Raw genomic sequence first — 17,197 nt, 5'->3', positions numbered from 1 at the left:
TGGCACCGGTGCCTGGCACCGCTGTTGGAGTTTTATGACCCAACTCATCACTGCCCTTGATGTGGAGACCCTGGACGAAGCCAAGCGCCTCATGGAGCGGATCGGAGAACACTGCCGCTTCTACAAAATCGGTTCGCGGCTTTTCACCACCTGTGGTCCGGCGGCCATTAAGGCGGTGCACGCGGCCGGCGCGCAGGTTTTTCTCGATCTCAAATATCATGACATTCCCCAAACCGTAAAGGGAGCGGTCATTGAGGCCACTCGCCACCAGGTCGCCCTCATCGATGTGCATGCCCTGGGGGGTGCGGATATGATGTGCGCCGCAGCCGATGCCTGCCGCAGGGAATCCGGGCGCCTGGGCATTCCCAAACCTCTCCTGATTGCCGTGACCATTCTCACCAGTCACGACCGCCAGGCCCTGAATTCCATGGGCATCATGCGCAGCGTAAGAGGGAGTGTCCTCCATCTGGGCAAACAAGCTTTGGGTGCAGGGCTCGACGGCTTGGTTTGTTCGGCCCAGGAGCTGAAAAAACTGCGCCAGGTCTTGGGCAAGGATGCTGTGCTGGTAGTGCCGGGCATCCGGCCCGCAAACTCTGCCGCGGGAGACCAAAAGCGCATCGCCACGCCGGCCGAGGCAGCTTCGGCCGGGGCCGATTACATTGTGGTGGGTCGCCCCATTTTGGATGCCTCAGATCCGGCTGCGGCTGCCGCGGTGATTCGGGAGGAATTCTGCACCAACCCGTAGAGGCATCATCTGATACAAGGCCTTCCTTTTTGCGGGTGCGGGGCTCCCAAGTGTCTTGTTGTCTTGCTATTAAAGGGTATAACTAAGTAATATTCAGCAGTCCTGTGAGCAGGAAGGTGGTACACTTTGTCCAGAAACAGAGTGAGGTGCCGCCGCCATGTCCTTCCGCAGCCTGATTTTCATTTTTTGTATTGCCGTCTCCTGTATTCTTCCTACCGGGATATGGGCAGCACAGCCCGCACAACTTGCCGTTACTTCCACCTTTGAGGAAGGTATTCGACGATCATGGACCTCTTGGCTTCTCGAGCGAGGAGGGATGGAATCGGTCTTGCGAACTCATGGTGAACTTTCGCAGTACTTCGGCGCTAAAGAGGGACCGGATGCCGAAGCCTTCTATACTGCGCTGATGCTTGCCGCGGCTGCTGAACCCGCATACGATTTCCCAACCCAGACAATTGTACAAGATGCGGGTCGAACTCATTCTGAGAATCTTGATGTAGGTGCTCGTGCCTTCGCCCTGCTGAGAGACCGGGTGGGATTTAAAAATTTGGGGCAGGACCGTGAAAAGACGCTCGTTGAATGGTACCAGGGGGGCAATCCTGAGGAGGAAGTTTTGCGCAGCGAGGATGCGCCCTCTGGGGGAACCGGCACGGAGACGGAGCACGTGTCCCCGGCTGCAGTAATGCGGTCAATGGAGGGAGTGATCTTTGGGGTAGAGCCCTATCCGCTTGAAACAATGACGCAGCCCGAAGCACAAGCATTTTGTCGAAAGGTGGAGGCTCCGGTCAGCCTGGAAGGAACAGAGGTCCTTGTGCCGGGACACATTGTAAACCGGATGACTGCCACTGTGACCATTCAGTCACCCTCAGGAGCTCTCCGGGAGGTGCATTTTGTGAGCACGGTGCATGACCGGGAAGCAGCCAACTTTGTTTACCGGGACGGATACTCTTTGGAGGGCGAGTTAACCAAGCCGACGGACTCTGAGAAGAGTCATATCAAGGAGGGAATGGCTGCCCATCCCAAGGCGCGGGTGCTGATGGTTGAAGAAGGCAATACCCATGCCGAAAGCTCCCTCCACGGCTGGATCCTTGAATTGTCTCGAGATGGCAGCAGTCTCGGGAATGCCGTTCAAGAGGGGCTCAAGACTGTTTGGTTCGAGAACGAAATGAGCTACGCGGTGGACCATGCCCTGAGTACCGGCCGGAGAGCCGTGAATGTGGATATCAGAGCAAGCCATGGCGGTTTGCGTGCTGTCTACGATGAGCTTGGTTTGCGGAGCGCGGCTTTCTATGCGTACAGAGAGATCAGCTCTCACGTTTTTGCTTGGCAGGTGCCAATGCCTGAAATTGCCGCCAGATGGTTCCAGGATTTGGGAATTCAGGTGTCTCTCCCAGCGATGCGAGAGCTCTACGAGGAATATGAAGGGATTCGAGATTCGGAGGAGGATGTGCGCATCGAAAATGATATGCGAGACCGCCATATGGCTTGGCAAATTCTTAATGCGGAAGAAGACGTGCTTGTGGTGACACACACACGTCATGCTTTCGGGATTATTCGAGCACTTCAGGAACACATGGTCTCCTTTGATGGAGGAAGTGTTCTCAGGGCAGCCGGCCAGTATTCTGTTTATCGAACACAGGCCCTCTGGGCAAGAAAGGGCATAAAGGCGTTACCCGACAGGGACAATCTTAAAAGTCTTCGGCAAGCGGAGGCCATCAAACAAGGCTCCACTGCGATGAGCCTGCTGTTAGAAAGCCTGTAAGTCCTCCCAGGGCCCGGCGCGGCCCACCACTCCATGCTATAATATGCGTTTGTTGCCTGTCGTATGATTTAGCGCAGCTTGAGTTGCCACCCCCCAAGGATCCCGCTATAATGACTCATCGTCCTGACCAAGGGCCTCGCCCTGAGGCAGAAGATTACTCCTCTGCTATGAGGCAGTTAGGTCTCTGGCTGACCCTGCCTATCCTGCTGGCCGTGGCGCCGCTCGTGGGCCTTTTCGCAGGCCAATGGGTGGATCGCAAGTTTGGGTGTGCTCCCTGGGGTGCCCTAATCCTAACCTTTGTCGGTCTGGCAGCGGGAGTTGTCGAAACACAGCGCCTGGTCAAAACGGCACAACGCATACAAGACACCAAGAAATGATCGCCTACGCTGCTGAAACAGCCCCACATGCGGCAGAAATGGCCCATAGCGCTGCCGCCGAGGGCGGGCACATGGTGCCCGAACTGCCCAACCTTGTCACTGTCCTGAACCTGCAATTCGGGGATGACCCTGTTTGGGGCCCCTTTGTGCACCTGTTGCACCGCTGGGAGAATGTGTTTTTTGCCTTGGTTGCGATCATGGTGCTCACACTCGTCTTTCGCCACGTGTCGCGCAATATTCATCAAGTGCCCGGCAGGCTCCAGTCCTTTGTGGAGCTCATCGTGAGTACCATCGAAGGTTTTGTAGTGAGCGTGTTGGGATCGAGCGGCCGCAAATTTACTCCGCTTATCGGCACTTTCTTTATCTATATCATCACCATGAATCTTTTCGGGGTGGTGCCTTTGCTCAAGTCGCCCACGGCCAGCATTAATCTCACCGCAGGCCTGGCCCTTTGCGTGTTTGTGATTGTGCAAGGCCTGGCCCTCAAAAGTTTCGGGTTCTTGGGCTACCTCTATCATCTGATGGGCGAGCCCAGGGACCTTGTGACTTGGATTTTGTCGCCGTTGATGTTTGTGATCCACATTGTCGGGGAGATCGCCAAGCCTTTGAGCCTGGCCATCCGGCTTTTTGGGAATATCACGGGAGAGGATGCCTTAATGGCCGTGTTCGCCGGGCTCGGAATCAGCCTGATGGCCTTGGTGCACTTTCCTGTGGGGTTTCCGCTGCATGTTTTGGTGTATCCGCTGATCTTTATCTTCAGCACATTACAGGCCTTGGTCTTTAGTTTGTTGAGTACGGTGTACATCTCAATGGTTCTTCCTCATGGGGAGGATCATTAACACACGTCATGGCGAGCGCAGCGTGACACTGACGGAGGAACAAATGGAACAAGCAACGAATTGGTTGGGCCTGACCTTGCCCCTGGGTTTTGCAATGGCGGCATTTGGCGCGGCTTTCGGTTTGGGCAAAGCAGTAGCCTCTGCTATGGATGCCATGGGCCGGCAGCCTGAGGCAGCGCCTCGCATTCAGTTAGCCATGATCATCGGATGCGCATTGATCGAAGCGATTGCGATCTACGGCCTGGTGGTTGTGTTTGTTTTGGGCTCAAAGGTATAGGCAAAGACCATGAATATTATTTGGCAGGAAGTCCTTGTGCACGCACTCGCTTTCCTGGTTCTCTTTCTTCTGATGAAGAAATATGCCTGGGGGCCTTTGTTACAGGCTTTGGACGCGCGCAGTGAGAACGTGGCGAACGAGCTCAAGAGCATTGCCCGGGCCAAGGAAGAAGCGGAGCATTTCCGCGCGGATTATCAGGCGCGACTGGTTCATATTGAGGAAGAGGCCCGCGCAAGAATCCAAGAGGCGTTAGAGCAAGGCAAACAAGCCTCCGCTGAAGTGCAGGAAAAGGCCCGTGCGGATGCGCGCGCCATATTGGAGAAAGCCAAACAGAATATGGTTTTGGAGTTGGAAAAGGCCAAAATCCAAGTGCGAGATTATGTTGTGGAAGCTGCGCTGGCCTCAGCGGAAAAGCTCATTCGCCGGGAGATGACGGCCCAGGACCACAAACGGTTGGTGGAGGAGTTTGTGACAGAAGAATTTGAGAAGGATTCGTGATGGACAATTTCCGGCTTGTGAAGCGCTATGCGCTGGCTCTTCTGAATCAGGCCCGGAAATCGGGAGAGGAAAAGAAGGTGTCCGGGGATCTGGCTGCTCTGCAGACCCTTGTCGCGCTCTCACCGGACATTTTAGAGGTCTTCGCAAGCCCGAGACTTGCCAAGAATGACAAGGATTCCTTTCTGGAAAAAATCACGACCGGATCAATGAGCGAATTGACGGCGGATTTTCTGGGTCTATTGATTCAGAAGAAGCGTATCGGATTGCTTCCCGAAATCGTGAGCGCGTTCACCGAACTCCTTAAGGCATCGCAAGGTTTGAAGCAGGCTCATGTGTGCACGGCAGTGGAGCTGGAGCCGGATATGCGCGCACGAGTGATTGATAAACTGAAGAAGCTCTCGGGCTGGGATCTGGAGGTGGAATTTGCCGTGGATCCCCGGTTGCTCGGCGGCATTGAAGCGCGCATTGGGAATCAGGTGGTGGACAGCACGGTGCGTACTGGGCTGGATAGCCTGCGCCGCAGGCTGTCTGTAGTAAAAGTCGATATTTAGGAGGCTTGAAATGGCACTAAAGCCCGAGGAAGTCACCTCCATACTCCAAAAGGAGCTCGAGGGATTTCAGGAAAAGATGCGGGTGGATTCTGTAGGCACGGTCCTGGAGGTCGGCGACGGGATTTCTCGCGTTTACGGGTTGGATGATTGTCAGGTCAGCGAGCTCCTGGAATTTGAGGACGGCACTTTGGGTATGGCCCAAAACCTGGAAGAGAGCAATGTGGGTGTGGTAATTCTGGGAGACGACACGGAGATTGAGGAGGGCCAAACCGTTAAGCGCACAGGCAAACTTGTGGAGATTCCTGTGGGTGAAGCTCTGAAGGGCCGGGTCGTGGATCCTTTGGGGCGGCCGATAGACGGCAAGGGACCTGTGCCGGCAAAGAGTACCCGGCCTTTGGAAGGGCGCGCGCCCGGAGTGATTGCGCGGCAGTCTGTGAAGAAACCCCTGATGACCGGACTCAAGGCCATTGATTCGATGATTCCGATCGGCCGCGGACAGCGGGAGTTGATTATCGGCGACCGCCAAACCGGAAAGACCGCGATCGGCGTTGACACGATCATCAATCAGAAAAGCGGGAATGTTCACTGCATCTATGTTGCGATCGGCCAAAAACTTTCTTCCGTGGTCAGTGTGGCCGACACTTTGGAAAAACACGGGGCCATGGAATACACCACCATTGTGGTTGCCTCGGCCGACGATCCCGCCCCGCTCTTGTACATTGCTCCTTACGCTGGTTGCGCAATCGGCGAAGAGACCATGTATAACGGTGGGCATGCCTTGGTCATCTACGATGACTTATCCAAGCACGCCCAATCGTACCGCCAGCTTTCCTTGCTTTTGCGGCGTCCGCCCGGACGCGAAGCCTATCCCGGCGATGTTTTCTATTTACATTCCAGGCTTTTGGAGCGCGCGGCTAAGCTACGGGATGACCTGGGCGGCGGTTCCTTGACTGCGCTGCCGGTTATTGAGACTCAAGCCGGAGACGTTTCCGCCTATATTCCCACCAATGTTATTTCCATTACGGACGGACAAATTTATTTGGAGAGCGATCTTTTTTATAACGGCGTGCGTCCGGCCATTAATGTGGGGCTTTCGGTTTCGCGGGTGGGCGGGAACGCCCAAACCAAGGCCATGAAGACGGTTGCGGGCCGTTTGCGTTTGGACTTGGCTCAGTATCGGGAGCTCGCCAGTTTTGCGCAGTTCGGCACGGAGCTGGACAAGTCCACCCAATCGCAGCTGACGCGCGGTGAACGCATGGTAGAGCTTCTCAAGCAAGCGCAGTACGAGCCGCTGAGTTTGGAGGAGCAGGTTGTTTCCATTTATGCCGGGGTGAAAGGCTATCTGGATGACTTGGATGTTTCCCGGATAGCCGAATTTGATAAGGGTCTGCGCAAGTCTATTCATGAGCGCTACGCGGACATCCCTCACACCATTGCCAAGGACGAGGTGGTATCCGATGCGATTGCGCAGAAGCTGGACAAAGCGATCGCCGAGTTCAAGGCCAAGTTTGTGGAGACATAATGGCCACTCTCAGGCAGATCCGCCGCCGCATTCGCAGCGTTGAAAACACCAAGCAGATTACACGGGCCATGCGCATGGTGGCGGGCGCCAAACTCAAAATCTTTGAGAAGGCGCTGTCTACATATCAGGTCTACCAGAGCAGCCTTGAGGGCATTGTGGCGCGGTTGCTTTCAGGCGCAGAACCTGGTGAACATCCGTTTCTGCTGAAGTCCGAGGAAATCCGGAGACGTCTGTATTTGGTCTTCACTTCAGACACCGGGCTTTGTGGGGCTTATAACCTGAATTTGATCAAACATGTCCAGGAGCTCATCCATGAAGATCCAGGTGTTATAAGTGTCTTCGCGCTGGTGGGTAAGAAGGGTGTGAGCATTTGCCGGCGCCGTCCCTTGGGTGAAATCAGGGCTCAATGGACGGACCTTCGCGGCCAGATAAATGAAGAGGTTCTTTCCGGGTTGGCAGACCTGGCTGTGGAGCTCTTTTCCAAGGGAGAAGTCCAGGAAGTGTTTGCGGCGCACACGCACTTCAAGAGCGCCTCGCGCTATGCGCCGGCTGTTAAGCAGCTCTTGCCCATCGATCCGGAGCGCCTGGTTGCTGAGACCGTCGGCGCGAGTGGCGATGCGGCCAAGCAATCTGACGGGGCGCAATTACACTATCTGGTGGAGCCTGATCGGGAGAGCGTGGTGAAGAGCTTGCTGCCGCAATACTTAAGGGCTTTGCTGCGTTTGGTCTTACTGGAGTCTTTTGCCTCCGAACAAGCGGCTCGTGTTTCAGCCATGCGCCAAGCCACGGACAATGCCACGGAGGTTTTGGATGCCTTGGTGCTGCAGCGCAATAAGGCGCGCCAGGCCAATATTACAAGGGAATTAATCGAAGTCATTTCCGGCGCGGAGTCGCTGAGTTAAAGGAATTCTATTATGAGCAACGGAACCATCGCCCAAATCATCGGTCCCAGCGTGGACGTGCGTTTTGAAGCCGGACATTTACCCAAGATGCGGGATGCCTTGATTGTGGAAGACAAGGAAAAGGGCATCAATCTTACCCTGGAGGTGGCCCAACATACCGGGGACAACATGGTGCGCTGTATTGCCATGGCCTCCACGGACGGACTTGTGCGCGGGATGGAGGCAAGGGCTACGGGCGAGCCCATCCAGGTGCCTGTGGGAGATCAATGCCTGGGCCGCATGTTCAATCTCCTGGGGGAACCCATTGATGAGCAAGGGCCGGTGGCTAATCCCGGTCAAACTTATCCGATTCACCGGGACGGGCCTTCTTTTGAGGATCAGCTGCCCGTGAGTTCCGTTTTGGAAACCGGTATCAAGGTGGTCGATTTGCTTGCGCCCTATCCCAAGGGCGGGAAGATCGGCCTTTTTGGAGGAGCCGGTGTGGGTAAAACCGTGGTGGTGATGGAGCTTATCCACAATATTGCGACCCAGCACGGTGGTGTGTCGGTGTTTGGCGGAGTGGGAGAGCGCACCCGTGAAGGCAATGATTTATGGCATGAGCTCAATGATTCCGGGGTTATCAAAAAGACCGCCTTGGTCTTCGGCCAGATGAACGAACCCCCGGGCGCGCGCTTGCGCGTGGCGCTTTCGGCCTTGAGTATGGCGGAGTATTACCGCGATGAAATGGGCCAGGATGTGCTGCTCTTTATCGACAATATCTTCCGTTTTACGCAGGCGGGCGCGGAGGTCTCCGCTCTCTTGGGCCGCATGCCTTCAGCGGTGGGTTACCAACCTAACTTGGCTACGGAAATGGCGGAACTCCAGGAGCGAATCACCTCGACCAAGAAGGGGTCTGTCACGTCCGTGCAGGCCATCTATGTGCCGGCTGATGATTTGACTGACCCTGCTCCCGCCGCAGCTTTTGTGCACTTGGATGCCACGAGCGTGTTGAGCCGCCAGATTGCGGAGTTGGGAATTTATCCTGCCGTGGATCCTCTGGACTCGACTTCCCGTATTCTGGATCCGCACATTGTGGGAGAGGAGCACTACCAAGTAGCCCGCGAAGTCCAGCTCACCTTGCAGCGCTACAAAGACTTGAAAGATATTATCGCAATTCTCGGCATGGACGAACTTTCCGAGGAAGACAAGGCCGTAGTCATGCGCGCCCGCAAGATCCAGAACTTTTTGTCGCAGCCGTTTTTTGTGGCTGAGCCCTTCACAGGGCGCCCGGGTAAGTTTGTGAAGCTGGAGGATACGGTCCAAAGCTTCAAGCGTTTGGTGAACGGCGAATTCGATACTCTGCCTGAGCAGGCCTTCTATATGGCAGGGGATATTGAAGAAGTCATCGCGAATGCCGAACAGTTGAAACAGCAATCGTAGATTGTCACCGCGAGCGCAGCGTGGCGGTCTTTGCGGAACAAAGATCCCCACGTCGCTTTGCTCCTCGGGATGACGGGACCCAGTGATATGTCAACGAAACCCTTTACCCTCAACATCCTCACCCCTGACCGCATGGCGTATGAAGGCCAAGTCACCTCCGTGATTGCGCCTTCGACCCAAGGCGCGATCGGGGTCTGGGCGGATCATGCTCCCCTGGTCTCCGCCCTTGCCGGCGGATCTCTCCGGTACCAGCCTGCCGGAGGCAGTTGGCAGTCCCTCCAGGTAGGCCCCGGCGTGCTGGAGATGGCCCGGAATACCCTGACACTGCTCCTGGAGAGCGTGGAAGGGGAGTCCGCCGCAGTCGCGGGCCCTTACGCTTAATATGTAACCCGTTGTTAGTAATAGTGATAAGGGTTTGTTGTCTTTTGGAAAAAGACTTTTATTATACCTTGTTTTAGTGCGGTGCCCATGCTACACTTTTCCCTAAATCTATAGGGGCAGCTATCTCCGAGCTTCAGGAGACATATCTCCAACGGAGATGTGTCCCCTAATGTCATGAGCAATTCAGCCACACGCCTCGTCGCACTCCTATTTACGCAAGTCTTCTTGGTGACCAGCATCACTCCCGGCTGGGCGCAGATGCGGGAGTCTGCCTGCATTCCTCCTTCTGTGAATATCCCCGTTATGGGACAGGATGCCGGTCCCGCAATGCAGAGAATGATACAGGTAATGGAGGCCGCTGCCTCAACTGCGGAGCCGATTCAGTGGTCTCGGAGAATCGACAATGCGCCTGTCATGGCGGAAGCGTTTCGTAAGGCGCTTTTGACTGCTTTTGATCGTCATGGTTCTGGTGAGTTAATTCCCCTGGAAGATGTCCTCAAAGATCTCCTGGAGTGGGACCTTCAGTGCCTGCTTCCTGAAATTAACTCTGCCGCAATTCCCCGCGCGATTTGTGCTGCGCATCACTATCTAAATGCGGATGTCCGGAAGGCTTTTGATATACGCTTGCAACATCTTGCTCCTCACGACTATGCGGGTCACCGGCGGTATGTCAAAGATCTTCGCCTTTCTCTTCTTAGGCAAATGGCTTTGGGAGACGGTATCCGCTCCGCCAAAGCAAAGACAATGCTGTCCGATCAACTTCTTGAAATGGGAATTCTGCGTCCAGATGAGGTTCCGGCCTTTGGCAAGAGTTTGTCCGGGAATTGGCCCGCAGTCTGGAGTAAGTGGATCAAGGGGCAAGCCATCTTAGTCAAGGGAATACCCGTTCGCTACGATGTCCTTTCCGGCCGGATTGTCGTGGAGAATTCATTTGACTTGCGATCCTTTTCCGCAGAACTGTTTTCTTTGAACGCCCCTCCGAAGATTGTGATCACCACACTCAATTGGAATGGCGGGAAGGAGACAGAAAAGTTGCTCCGGAGTCTGGAGCAACTTGAGTATCCCTATGTGGAACTCGTGATACTGGACAACGGGTCCACTGAGGATAAATTTTATGAAACACACAAAGCAAGCCTCCTGGAGAAGTTCCCGAATCTGTGCGCGACCCACCTGCTGCGGTCTGATACGAATTTGGGTTTTGATGAAGGCCACAATGTTGCTGCTGAATTCGGGTGCGATGTATTGGTCGCGGAGGCAATATGGTGTCTGAATAACGACGCGGCGGTTCAACCAGGCGCTCTTGCCGCCTTAGTGCGTGTGCTTCAGGAGGGAGCGGAGGACGTGCCCGCAGATGACATCGGGGTGCTTGGCAGTGTCATTGTCTCCTTGGAGAAGCCGGACGAGATTCTTAATGCGGGATCCAGATTTCTAGGGAGCACATGGTTAAAACGGCCGGGGATTCGCACGATCGATCCTTCTCAACCAGCAATGACGGTGGATACTGTTTCTGGAGCGGCGATTCTTATTAGGGAAAAAGTCTGGCACGGGATTGGAGGCTGGCCAGGCCATTTTTTTGCCTATGCTGAGGAAAGCTTTCTGGGAGGGAAGTTGCAAGATGCAGGATTGTGCACAGTGCTGGTCAGTGACAGCCGAGTTCAGCATACCCGGGGAGGAGGAAGCACGGGAGGCCCTTCCAGTCCATTCGTGCTAAGGAATAGCGCGCGAAACCACATTGCTGTGGTGCGAAGTTTTGGAGGGGTTTCACTTAAATGGCTGTTTCAGTATTCGGCCATAAACGCAGTGAGAGTGCTTCGTGGAATTCGCTCCGGCAAACCTAGGGCTTCATGGGCTGTGCTGCAAGGGATGACAGACGGAGTGCGGGGGATAGATCACCGTCTTCCAGTACCCAATGTTCAAGGGGTCAGCTATGTTTCCGGGAAAGCTTACCGGCGCACGGAGGAACAAAAAGCGGCTGGGTTAGTCGCCTCAGGCTATATGGCCGCCTTTTCGTCCGGCTCCCAGCGCGAAGCAGCCAATAAAGAAATGGGAGTCCGGGCAAGGATGGGGGCCCAGAGGGAATACGAAGCAGGCGGGGATCATGCAGAAGCCGTTCGAGCCAAGCTTTCCGGGTGGACTGCATCCGGCAGTGTGACAGAAAAGGAGTCCCAAATTCTGGAGGTTCTGGCGCGCTCTTTAGATCGTCGGGAAGTTCGTCTCTTCATCAGTCCTCAGAGTAATCTGGGGCCCAATCCCGGCCAATTGGCCACAGCCTGTAGTATTCCGCGAGAGGGTGGCGGCCTCGATATTTACCTGGCTTCAAATCTCAGTGAAGAGGTGCAGCTGGAGGCTCTCTTTGAAGAGATCTTCGAGAATCTTGAATTGCTTCCAGGCGCTGTGTTTGAAGGGATGTCTCGGGTTCCTCCCATGAATTGGAGCCATTCCCTGGCATCGAGTTTTGCGCGCCTGTCCCACGATCCCACGAGAGGCCTGCCGTCGGATTCCTTTGAGCTGCGCCTGCAAGCGCTGGTGCGCGCCAAGGACTTGGCCACGCTCTTTCAGCTTTATGGAGAAAGCAGGCAGTGGTTGGAAGATCATGTCCGGCGCAACGATATTCCCAGCGAGAAGGAAGACGCGGAGACATATGTTCGTATAAAAGCCCTGGTTGAGACAACGGGCTCCAGAATTGGGGAAGCCTATGAGCAGGTTCGCCGGGAAGTCTATGCGGAGCGTTTGCGAGACCTCCGGATTCCGGGGATTCTTATGCCTTCGGATATTGTCAGGGATGTCATGCAGGCGGCAACCAGCGGGGACGGTGTGCGGTATGCGCTGCTTAAGACTGAAATTCTTGAATGGGCCAATTACCTTGTGCAGCATCAGTATATGCTCCTGCAGGAGGACTATGCCGTTGCTGTAGTGAATCCACAAGAAGCAGCTCTGCATGCGACCGCTTTTGTGCAAACCTTTGAAGCTACTCTGTCGCAAAGTGTGGCGCTCAAAGTTATGGAAGACAGGGCCGTTAACGCCATCCTTACCAAGAGGTGGAAGGACCTTGAGTTCGTCACTGCCCAGGTATCGGAAGCCTTCGAAAAAATCCAGAGATCCGGGCAAGGGCTGGATGCCCCGGATAATCCTTTTGACTACAGTTCAAGGCAGCTGAAAGCTCTAGCCGGCGTGTACTGGGATTGGCAACAGAATGTTGAATTGGCGAGCTTGGCAGCGCAATTATTTGATCGTGCTTTTCAAGAAGGTTCTCCGTTGATCCACCCTGGAGTCAGGCAAATCCTGGGCGAACTGGGTGTGCATGATGTCCTGAAGCAGGACAGTATTATCCTCTTGATCTTGAAATGGATTGATATTGCCGGGCAGAATCAAGATCATCCCGATGTTTCCAGGGCCCGATTTGCGGCTGTGGCCTTGGCTGAACTGGAACAGCAGGACTGGTTCACTCAGCGTGCGGACCGGCAGCAGCTGATGCAGGATATGGGATTTGAGGATGTGGCAGATCTGGCAGATCTGGAAGGGCTTGCCGGAAATGTGCGCGCCTCCATGTCCCCAGGGGATCAGGATGAGATCCCCGGAGAACGCTTTTTTCGGACGTTAAGGCTGGTCAACAGCCTGTTTCCTTTGGGTGGAGCAAGCCAACCACTCTTTAGTGAGGGAGCATTCGATCAAATGCAGACAAATTATGTCTACTCCGATTCGGGCAAGGCCCGAATTGTGCGTGAGGCCTTGTTATGGATTAACGAGGTGCAGTTCTTAATGACGGAAGCTTCCGTGGACCCCAATACCGGAGAAAACATTGCGGCTGCCTTGGACCATGAGTACGAAAGGTTTTTGCACAGCGATTCCGGAGCGTTTTTTGATCAGGTGGGCAAGATAAGAGTTTTATCGGCTGTTGATTTCCTGAAAGAGGTGGGGGAGGAATTGGAACACAGGGATTTTGAGCGCGGAGATCTCGCTGTGGCAGCGGCGAATATTTTGCTTTTTGGACAAGAAGCAGTGAAGAGAGATCCTGTCGTTGCCTTCTTGAGAAAACACGGTGTCGTGAATACAGACCTTCTTGGAACCATAATCGCCTATGCGCACCAACTGCGGATGAGAAAGGACCTGGTGGTAATGCTCTGGGAGAGATTCGACTTGATGAACCAGGGGATCGAGGCCGCGATTCTGGGAGCGCATGCTCAAGATGTCGCCACGATTCTGGATATTTTGGAAAACTCAGCGAATGCGGCAGGGGCAATCACACGTCTTAATGCAATGGAAATCAAGACCGCAGGCCCGAAGCGGATCGGGATGACAGTGGTTGTTCAAAGGCTTGTAAAGCAACTGAGGGCTGGTGAGGATTCCGGCGGGCAGGGGTATAGAAATTACAATGCTTCAGACACTCTCTTAGAGCAGGCAAATACTGCCGGCATTCTTGAACTGGGATTGTAACGTCCACTTTGCGCCACAAAACACTGAAATCCTCACAAACACAAAATTCCCAAGACAACCAGGAATAGGATCAGCAGCATGCCGGAGTTTTGCAGGGACATCCGGTTTTCATCCGGATTCCAGACAGGCAGCACAATTGCGTGGGCGGCGTTGAGCAGTGCCTGAAGACTCTTGGAGAAGACCGCGTTAACGCCTCCGACCAAGGCGCTTGCGGCAGCCAGGCCTGGTTTTCGGTAGAACCAATCAGTATCAACTGTAAGGGTGTCTTGGATTTTGAGTTTCTTGAGAAGCAAGAAGAATCCGGCGGCCGTGAAGATCAAGATTTGCATCATCTCCGCGAGATGATGCGCTGTGTAGGGTTGGTAATGCACGGCATAAGGCAGGTGCGGATACAAGAGAGCCGGCATCACGCCTGAAACAAAGCAAAGCGCGGCAACAGCCCCCATTCCCCAAACCATATTTTGCGGTAGAGGTTTGACTTCCAGCGGAGATAGCGACTTGCCCGCCCAGGCAAACCAGGGCAGTTTGAGGCCGATACTCAAGAAGGTTCCTACGGAAGCGAGCTGGAGGCCGTAGAACATCCAGTAGTGGTGTTCGTGATGAGCCGCTGCCACGACCATGCTCTTGGAAATGAATCCGTTGAAAAGAGGGAAGCCGCTGATCGAAAAGGCGCCGATCATATAGAGCCAAAAGGCCAGGCGCATGCGGTTGTACAGGCCGCCGAGTTCGGTGAGTTTGGATTTTCCGGTGGAGTAGAGCACTGTGCCTGCACCCATCAAGAGCAAGGCTTTGTAGAGGATGTGGCAAAAGGCGTGTGCCGTGGCGCCGTTGATGGCCATTTCTGTGCCCAGGCCCACTCCTGCGACCATGTATCCCACCTGGGAAATGATGTGATAGCCCAAGAGGCGGCGGATATCGTTTTCCAGGACCGCAAACACCACGCCGTACAGAGCCATCATCACCCCCAGCCACAATAGAAGTTCCGTGCCCGGGAAGGCGCGTGCCAGGCAGTAGACTCCGGCCTTGGTGGTAAAGGCGCTGAGGAAGACCGTGCCTGTGACCGTGGCTTGAGGGTATGCGTCCGGGAGCCAGGCCCCCAAAGGCGGTACAGCCGCGTTCAGGAGGAAACCAAACAGGATCATTCCGCCTGAAAGGCCGCTAAAATGGGCCCCCACAAAGGCGAGAGAGCCTGTGGCATTCCAGTGCAAAAGGATCCCGGCCAGCATCACCGTGCCGCCAAAGAGGTGCATGAGGAGGTAACGCAGGCCGGCGGCCAGGGATTCCGGGTTACGGCGCAGCCAGACCAGGGTGGCTGCGGTTACGGCCATGACCTCCCATCCCGCATACAGGGTGAGCAGATCCCCGGCAAAGCACACAATCTGAGTGCCTGCGGCATACAGGAGGACGGCTGTCTGTTCCTTGGCATCCTTGTTGTGCAGGGCGTAGACAGATCCGAGGGCCGTGATGAGCGCAAAGATAAAACCGAACACGCGGCTGAGCTTGTCCACGGCCAGGAGCTGCAGATTAAAGCTCATCAGATTTAGGGACAGCGAGGACTCTGCGCCGAGGCCCGTGATCATCCAGAGGGCCAGTGCCCCGGCAAGCACACTGAGCCATGGGCGCAGCTTTGGCGGCAAGACCCAGAGAAAGACCGCTCCCAAAAGCAGGGGTAGTGCAGGGTGTAAAGTCACAGGGACGCTTCTCGACTGTTAGGGAGGCTGCCAGACGATTGAGAACCGTCCCTAGCCCCTGAGTAGTAATGCTCATCTTTTTGCAGGAAGAGCTTTCCCATCCACTTGCTCACCACAATGATGACCAAGCATCCGATGAGCCCGAATACCGACCAAAATCCAGGAAACGACGTGACCGTCATCATATTTCTCCAATCACGGTGCCTGACACCGGTGCCTGGCACCAGTGCCTGACACCGGGTCACACCGGGTCAGAATGCGGACTTGACCACGAGCTGAGCCAAGTCCACAAAGTGAAACACGGCATTGGGGGCGATTCCCAACACCAAGGCGGCCGCGGCTGTGATCGTCAGCGGCACCACCATCGGAGCCGAGGCCTCGTTTACGCGTATCTCCTTTGCAGGCGCTCCAAAGAATCCCCTCAGGAACACGGGGAAGAAATACGCGGCATTGAGCAGCCCGCTCAACAGGAGAAAGCCCAGGAACCAGAAGTCCCCGGCATCCACCGTGCCCTTGCCCAGGTACCACTTGCTGACAAAGCCGCACACAGGAGGCACGCCGGCCAGCCCCAGGGCCCCGACGGTGAACGCCCCAAAGGTAAAGGGCATTTGCCTGCCCAGCCCGTCCATATCCGAGATATTCTCCAAATGGGCTTTTACGTAAATGGCCCCGGCGCAGAAAAAGAGGGTGATCTTCATGACTGCGTGAAAGGCCAGGTGCAGGGTGGCTCCGGTCAGGGCCGCAGGCGTCAGCACCGCAGCCCCCATCACAATATAAGAAAGGTGGCCAATGGTGGAATAGGCAAGCCGTCGCTTGAGATGGTCCTGGCGCAGCGCTACAAAGCTCGCCAGCACAAAGGTGATGGCCCCAGACCAGGCCAAAATATCCGCAACCCCGATTGAGGATAAGGTGTTGGGACCAAAAATAAAGAACACCACCCGGACCACCCCAAAGACCCCGGCCTTGACCACGGCCACGGCGTGCAGCAGCGCGGACACAGGGGTGGGCGCGGCCATGGCGGTGGGCAGCCAAGAATGCAGGGGCATGATGGCTGCTTTGACTCCGACACCTAAGATAAACAAACTAAACAAGATACGAAGCTCACCCTTGCCGGTCATAGCGGGGACCAGGAAGCCCCCGGCCTTAAATTCCAATGTGGGCGCGAGTTGGGAGGTCCAGGCTGTGGCCAGGATGAGCAGGAGTCCGGCGCTCAGGGCATAGGTCAAATACTTACGCCCTGCGGCGAGGGACTCCTGATTCTCCTTGTGGATAACTAGTGGATAAGTCGCTATCGATAGCATTTCGTAGAAGATGAGGAAAGTGATGAGATTTCCGGAAAAGGCAAGGCCGATGGTCGAGCCCAGGCATACGGCAAAGCTGGCAAAGTACCGGGTTTGCTTTGGCGAGTCCAGTCCGCGGATATATCCAATGGAATAGACGGAGGTGAGTATCCACAAGGCAGAAGCCACCAGCGCAAAGAAGAGTCCAAAGGCGTCCACGCGCAGATATAAGGGAAGTCCCGGGGCCAGGGAGCCCAAACGCGCGATGGGGGTTTCACCGCTGAGGACTGGGCCAAGCAAGGAAAAGACCAGCCCGAACTTGATCACTGCCGCTGCCAGGGTCCAGAACTCACGCAGGTTCGGCCGCCGGCTGCTGGCCACAATAAGCGGCACAGCGGCGAGGCTCACAGCCACTGCTAAAATTGGTATAGCGGATGTCGTCTGGTTCATTCTGTTATCTCAGATGCCGGGGACGGTTCTCACATAACCCGCTGTAGCAAAAAGGGCTGGCGGGAACCG

At 55.3% G+C, this 17,197-nt stretch carries 14 protein-coding genes; 12 read left to right on the top strand and 2 right to left on the bottom strand.

Going from position 1 to position 17,197, the window contains the following annotated elements; genetic code table 11:
* Positions 1-34 precede the first annotated feature (34 nt).
* The 12 genes from pyrF (at position 35) to JW937_00100 (ending at position 13,707) form a co-directional block, all read left to right on the top strand.
* Positions 35-745, top strand: a complete 711-nt coding sequence (gene pyrF / locus JW937_00155; protein ID MBN1585823.1) for an orotidine-5'-phosphate decarboxylase — start codon at positions 35-37, stop codon at positions 743-745.
* A gap of 316 nt (positions 746-1,061) precedes the next feature.
* On the top strand, positions 1,062-2,507 hold the full coding sequence (locus JW937_00150; protein ID MBN1585822.1) for a hypothetical protein: 1,446 nt from the start codon (positions 1,062-1,064) through the stop codon (positions 2,505-2,507).
* A gap of 167 nt (positions 2,508-2,674) precedes the next feature.
* Complete coding sequence (locus JW937_00145) at positions 2,675-2,884, top strand: AtpZ/AtpI family protein (protein ID MBN1585821.1); 210 nt, start codon at positions 2,675-2,677, stop codon at positions 2,882-2,884.
* Positions 2,881-3,723, top strand: coding sequence for a F0F1 ATP synthase subunit A (gene atpB / locus JW937_00140; protein MBN1585820.1), 843 nt, complete (start codon positions 2,881-2,883; stop codon positions 3,721-3,723). Before JW937_00145 ends, atpB begins: the two co-directional genes overlap by 4 nt.
* Positions 3,724-3,766: 43 nt before the next feature.
* Complete coding sequence (gene atpE / locus JW937_00135; GenBank protein ID MBN1585819.1) at positions 3,767-4,000, top strand: ATP synthase F0 subunit C; 234 nt, start codon at positions 3,767-3,769, stop codon at positions 3,998-4,000.
* Positions 4,001-4,009: 9 nt separating this feature from the next.
* Positions 4,010-4,498 carry a F0F1 ATP synthase subunit B gene (gene atpF / locus JW937_00130; GenBank protein ID MBN1585818.1) on the top strand — a complete coding sequence of 163 codons (489 nt, stop codon included), beginning with the start codon at positions 4,010-4,012 and terminating at the stop codon, positions 4,496-4,498.
* Positions 4,498-5,049, top strand: a complete 552-nt coding sequence (gene atpH, locus JW937_00125; GenBank protein MBN1585817.1) for an ATP synthase F1 subunit delta — start codon at positions 4,498-4,500, stop codon at positions 5,047-5,049. Before atpF ends, atpH begins: the two co-directional genes overlap by 1 nt.
* A 10-nt stretch (positions 5,050-5,059) precedes the next feature.
* Positions 5,060-6,571, top strand: coding sequence for a F0F1 ATP synthase subunit alpha (locus JW937_00120; protein MBN1585816.1), 1,512 nt, complete (start codon positions 5,060-5,062; stop codon positions 6,569-6,571).
* On the top strand, positions 6,571-7,473 hold the full coding sequence (atpG, locus tag JW937_00115; protein ID MBN1585815.1) for an ATP synthase F1 subunit gamma: 903 nt from the start codon (positions 6,571-6,573) through the stop codon (positions 7,471-7,473). Before JW937_00120 ends, atpG begins: the two co-directional genes overlap by 1 nt.
* Positions 7,474-7,485: 12 nt before the next feature.
* Positions 7,486-8,892 (top strand): F0F1 ATP synthase subunit beta, encoded by a 1,407-nt coding sequence (gene atpD, locus JW937_00110; GenBank protein MBN1585814.1) that lies wholly within the window; start codon positions 7,486-7,488, stop codon positions 8,890-8,892.
* An 87-nt stretch (positions 8,893-8,979) separates the two neighbouring features.
* A complete protein-coding gene (locus tag JW937_00105; GenBank protein ID MBN1585813.1) occupies positions 8,980-9,273 on the top strand; it encodes a F0F1 ATP synthase subunit epsilon in 294 nt (97 codons plus the stop codon).
* A 159-nt stretch (positions 9,274-9,432) separates the two neighbouring features.
* Entirely contained in the window at positions 9,433-13,707 is a 4,275-nt protein-coding gene (locus tag JW937_00100; GenBank protein ID MBN1585812.1) for a glycosyltransferase family 2 protein, read from the top strand.
* A 32-nt stretch (positions 13,708-13,739) separates the two neighbouring features.
* Here the strand turns inward: JW937_00100 and JW937_00095 are convergent, their stop codons facing one another.
* Together JW937_00095 and JW937_00090 are read right to left on the bottom strand one after the other, a co-directional pair.
* On the bottom strand, positions 13,740-15,398 hold the full coding sequence (locus JW937_00095; protein MBN1585811.1) for a Na(+)/H(+) antiporter subunit D: 1,659 nt from the start codon (positions 15,396-15,398) through the stop codon (positions 13,740-13,742).
* 251 nt (positions 15,399-15,649) lie between these two features.
* The gene (locus JW937_00090) at positions 15,650-17,128 is read right to left on the bottom strand and encodes a monovalent cation/H+ antiporter subunit D family protein (protein ID MBN1585810.1); all 1,479 of its coding nucleotides are present in this window, start codon (positions 17,126-17,128) and stop codon (positions 15,650-15,652) included.
* Positions 17,129-17,197: the final 69 nt, after the last annotated feature.

Source organism: Candidatus Omnitrophota bacterium, from assembly GCA_016929445.1.
Taxonomy (GTDB): domain Bacteria; phylum Omnitrophota; class Gorgyraeia; order JAFGIU01; family JAFGIU01; genus JAFGIU01.
Note: the sequence above shows the minus strand (reverse complement) of the source record. Positions and strands in the feature narration are given on the sequence as shown.

Excerpts from the sequence above, each read along its gene's own strand:
- pyrF (MBN1585823.1), top strand. The coding sequence starts at position 35 with ATGACCCAACTCATCACTGCCCTTGATGTGGAGACCCTGGACGAAGCC.
- JW937_00150 (MBN1585822.1), top strand. The coding sequence starts at position 1,062 with ATGGAATCGGTCTTGCGAACTCATGGTGAACTTTCGCAGTACTTCGGC.
- JW937_00145 (MBN1585821.1), top strand. The coding sequence starts at position 2,675 with ATGAGGCAGTTAGGTCTCTGGCTGACCCTGCCTATCCTGCTGGCCGTG.
- atpB (MBN1585820.1), top strand. The coding sequence starts at position 2,881 with ATGATCGCCTACGCTGCTGAAACAGCCCCACATGCGGCAGAAATGGCC.
- atpE (MBN1585819.1), top strand. The coding sequence starts at position 3,767 with ATGGAACAAGCAACGAATTGGTTGGGCCTGACCTTGCCCCTGGGTTTT.
- atpF (MBN1585818.1), top strand. The coding sequence starts at position 4,010 with ATGAATATTATTTGGCAGGAAGTCCTTGTGCACGCACTCGCTTTCCTG.
- atpH (MBN1585817.1), top strand. The coding sequence starts at position 4,498 with ATGGACAATTTCCGGCTTGTGAAGCGCTATGCGCTGGCTCTTCTGAAT.
- JW937_00120 (MBN1585816.1), top strand. The coding sequence starts at position 5,060 with ATGGCACTAAAGCCCGAGGAAGTCACCTCCATACTCCAAAAGGAGCTC.
- atpG (MBN1585815.1), top strand. The coding sequence starts at position 6,571 with ATGGCCACTCTCAGGCAGATCCGCCGCCGCATTCGCAGCGTTGAAAAC.
- atpD (MBN1585814.1), top strand. The coding sequence starts at position 7,486 with ATGAGCAACGGAACCATCGCCCAAATCATCGGTCCCAGCGTGGACGTG.
- JW937_00105 (MBN1585813.1), top strand. The coding sequence starts at position 8,980 with ATGTCAACGAAACCCTTTACCCTCAACATCCTCACCCCTGACCGCATG.
- JW937_00090 (MBN1585810.1), bottom strand. The coding sequence starts at position 17,128 with ATGAACCAGACGACATCCGCTATACCAATTTTAGCAGTGGCTGTGAGC.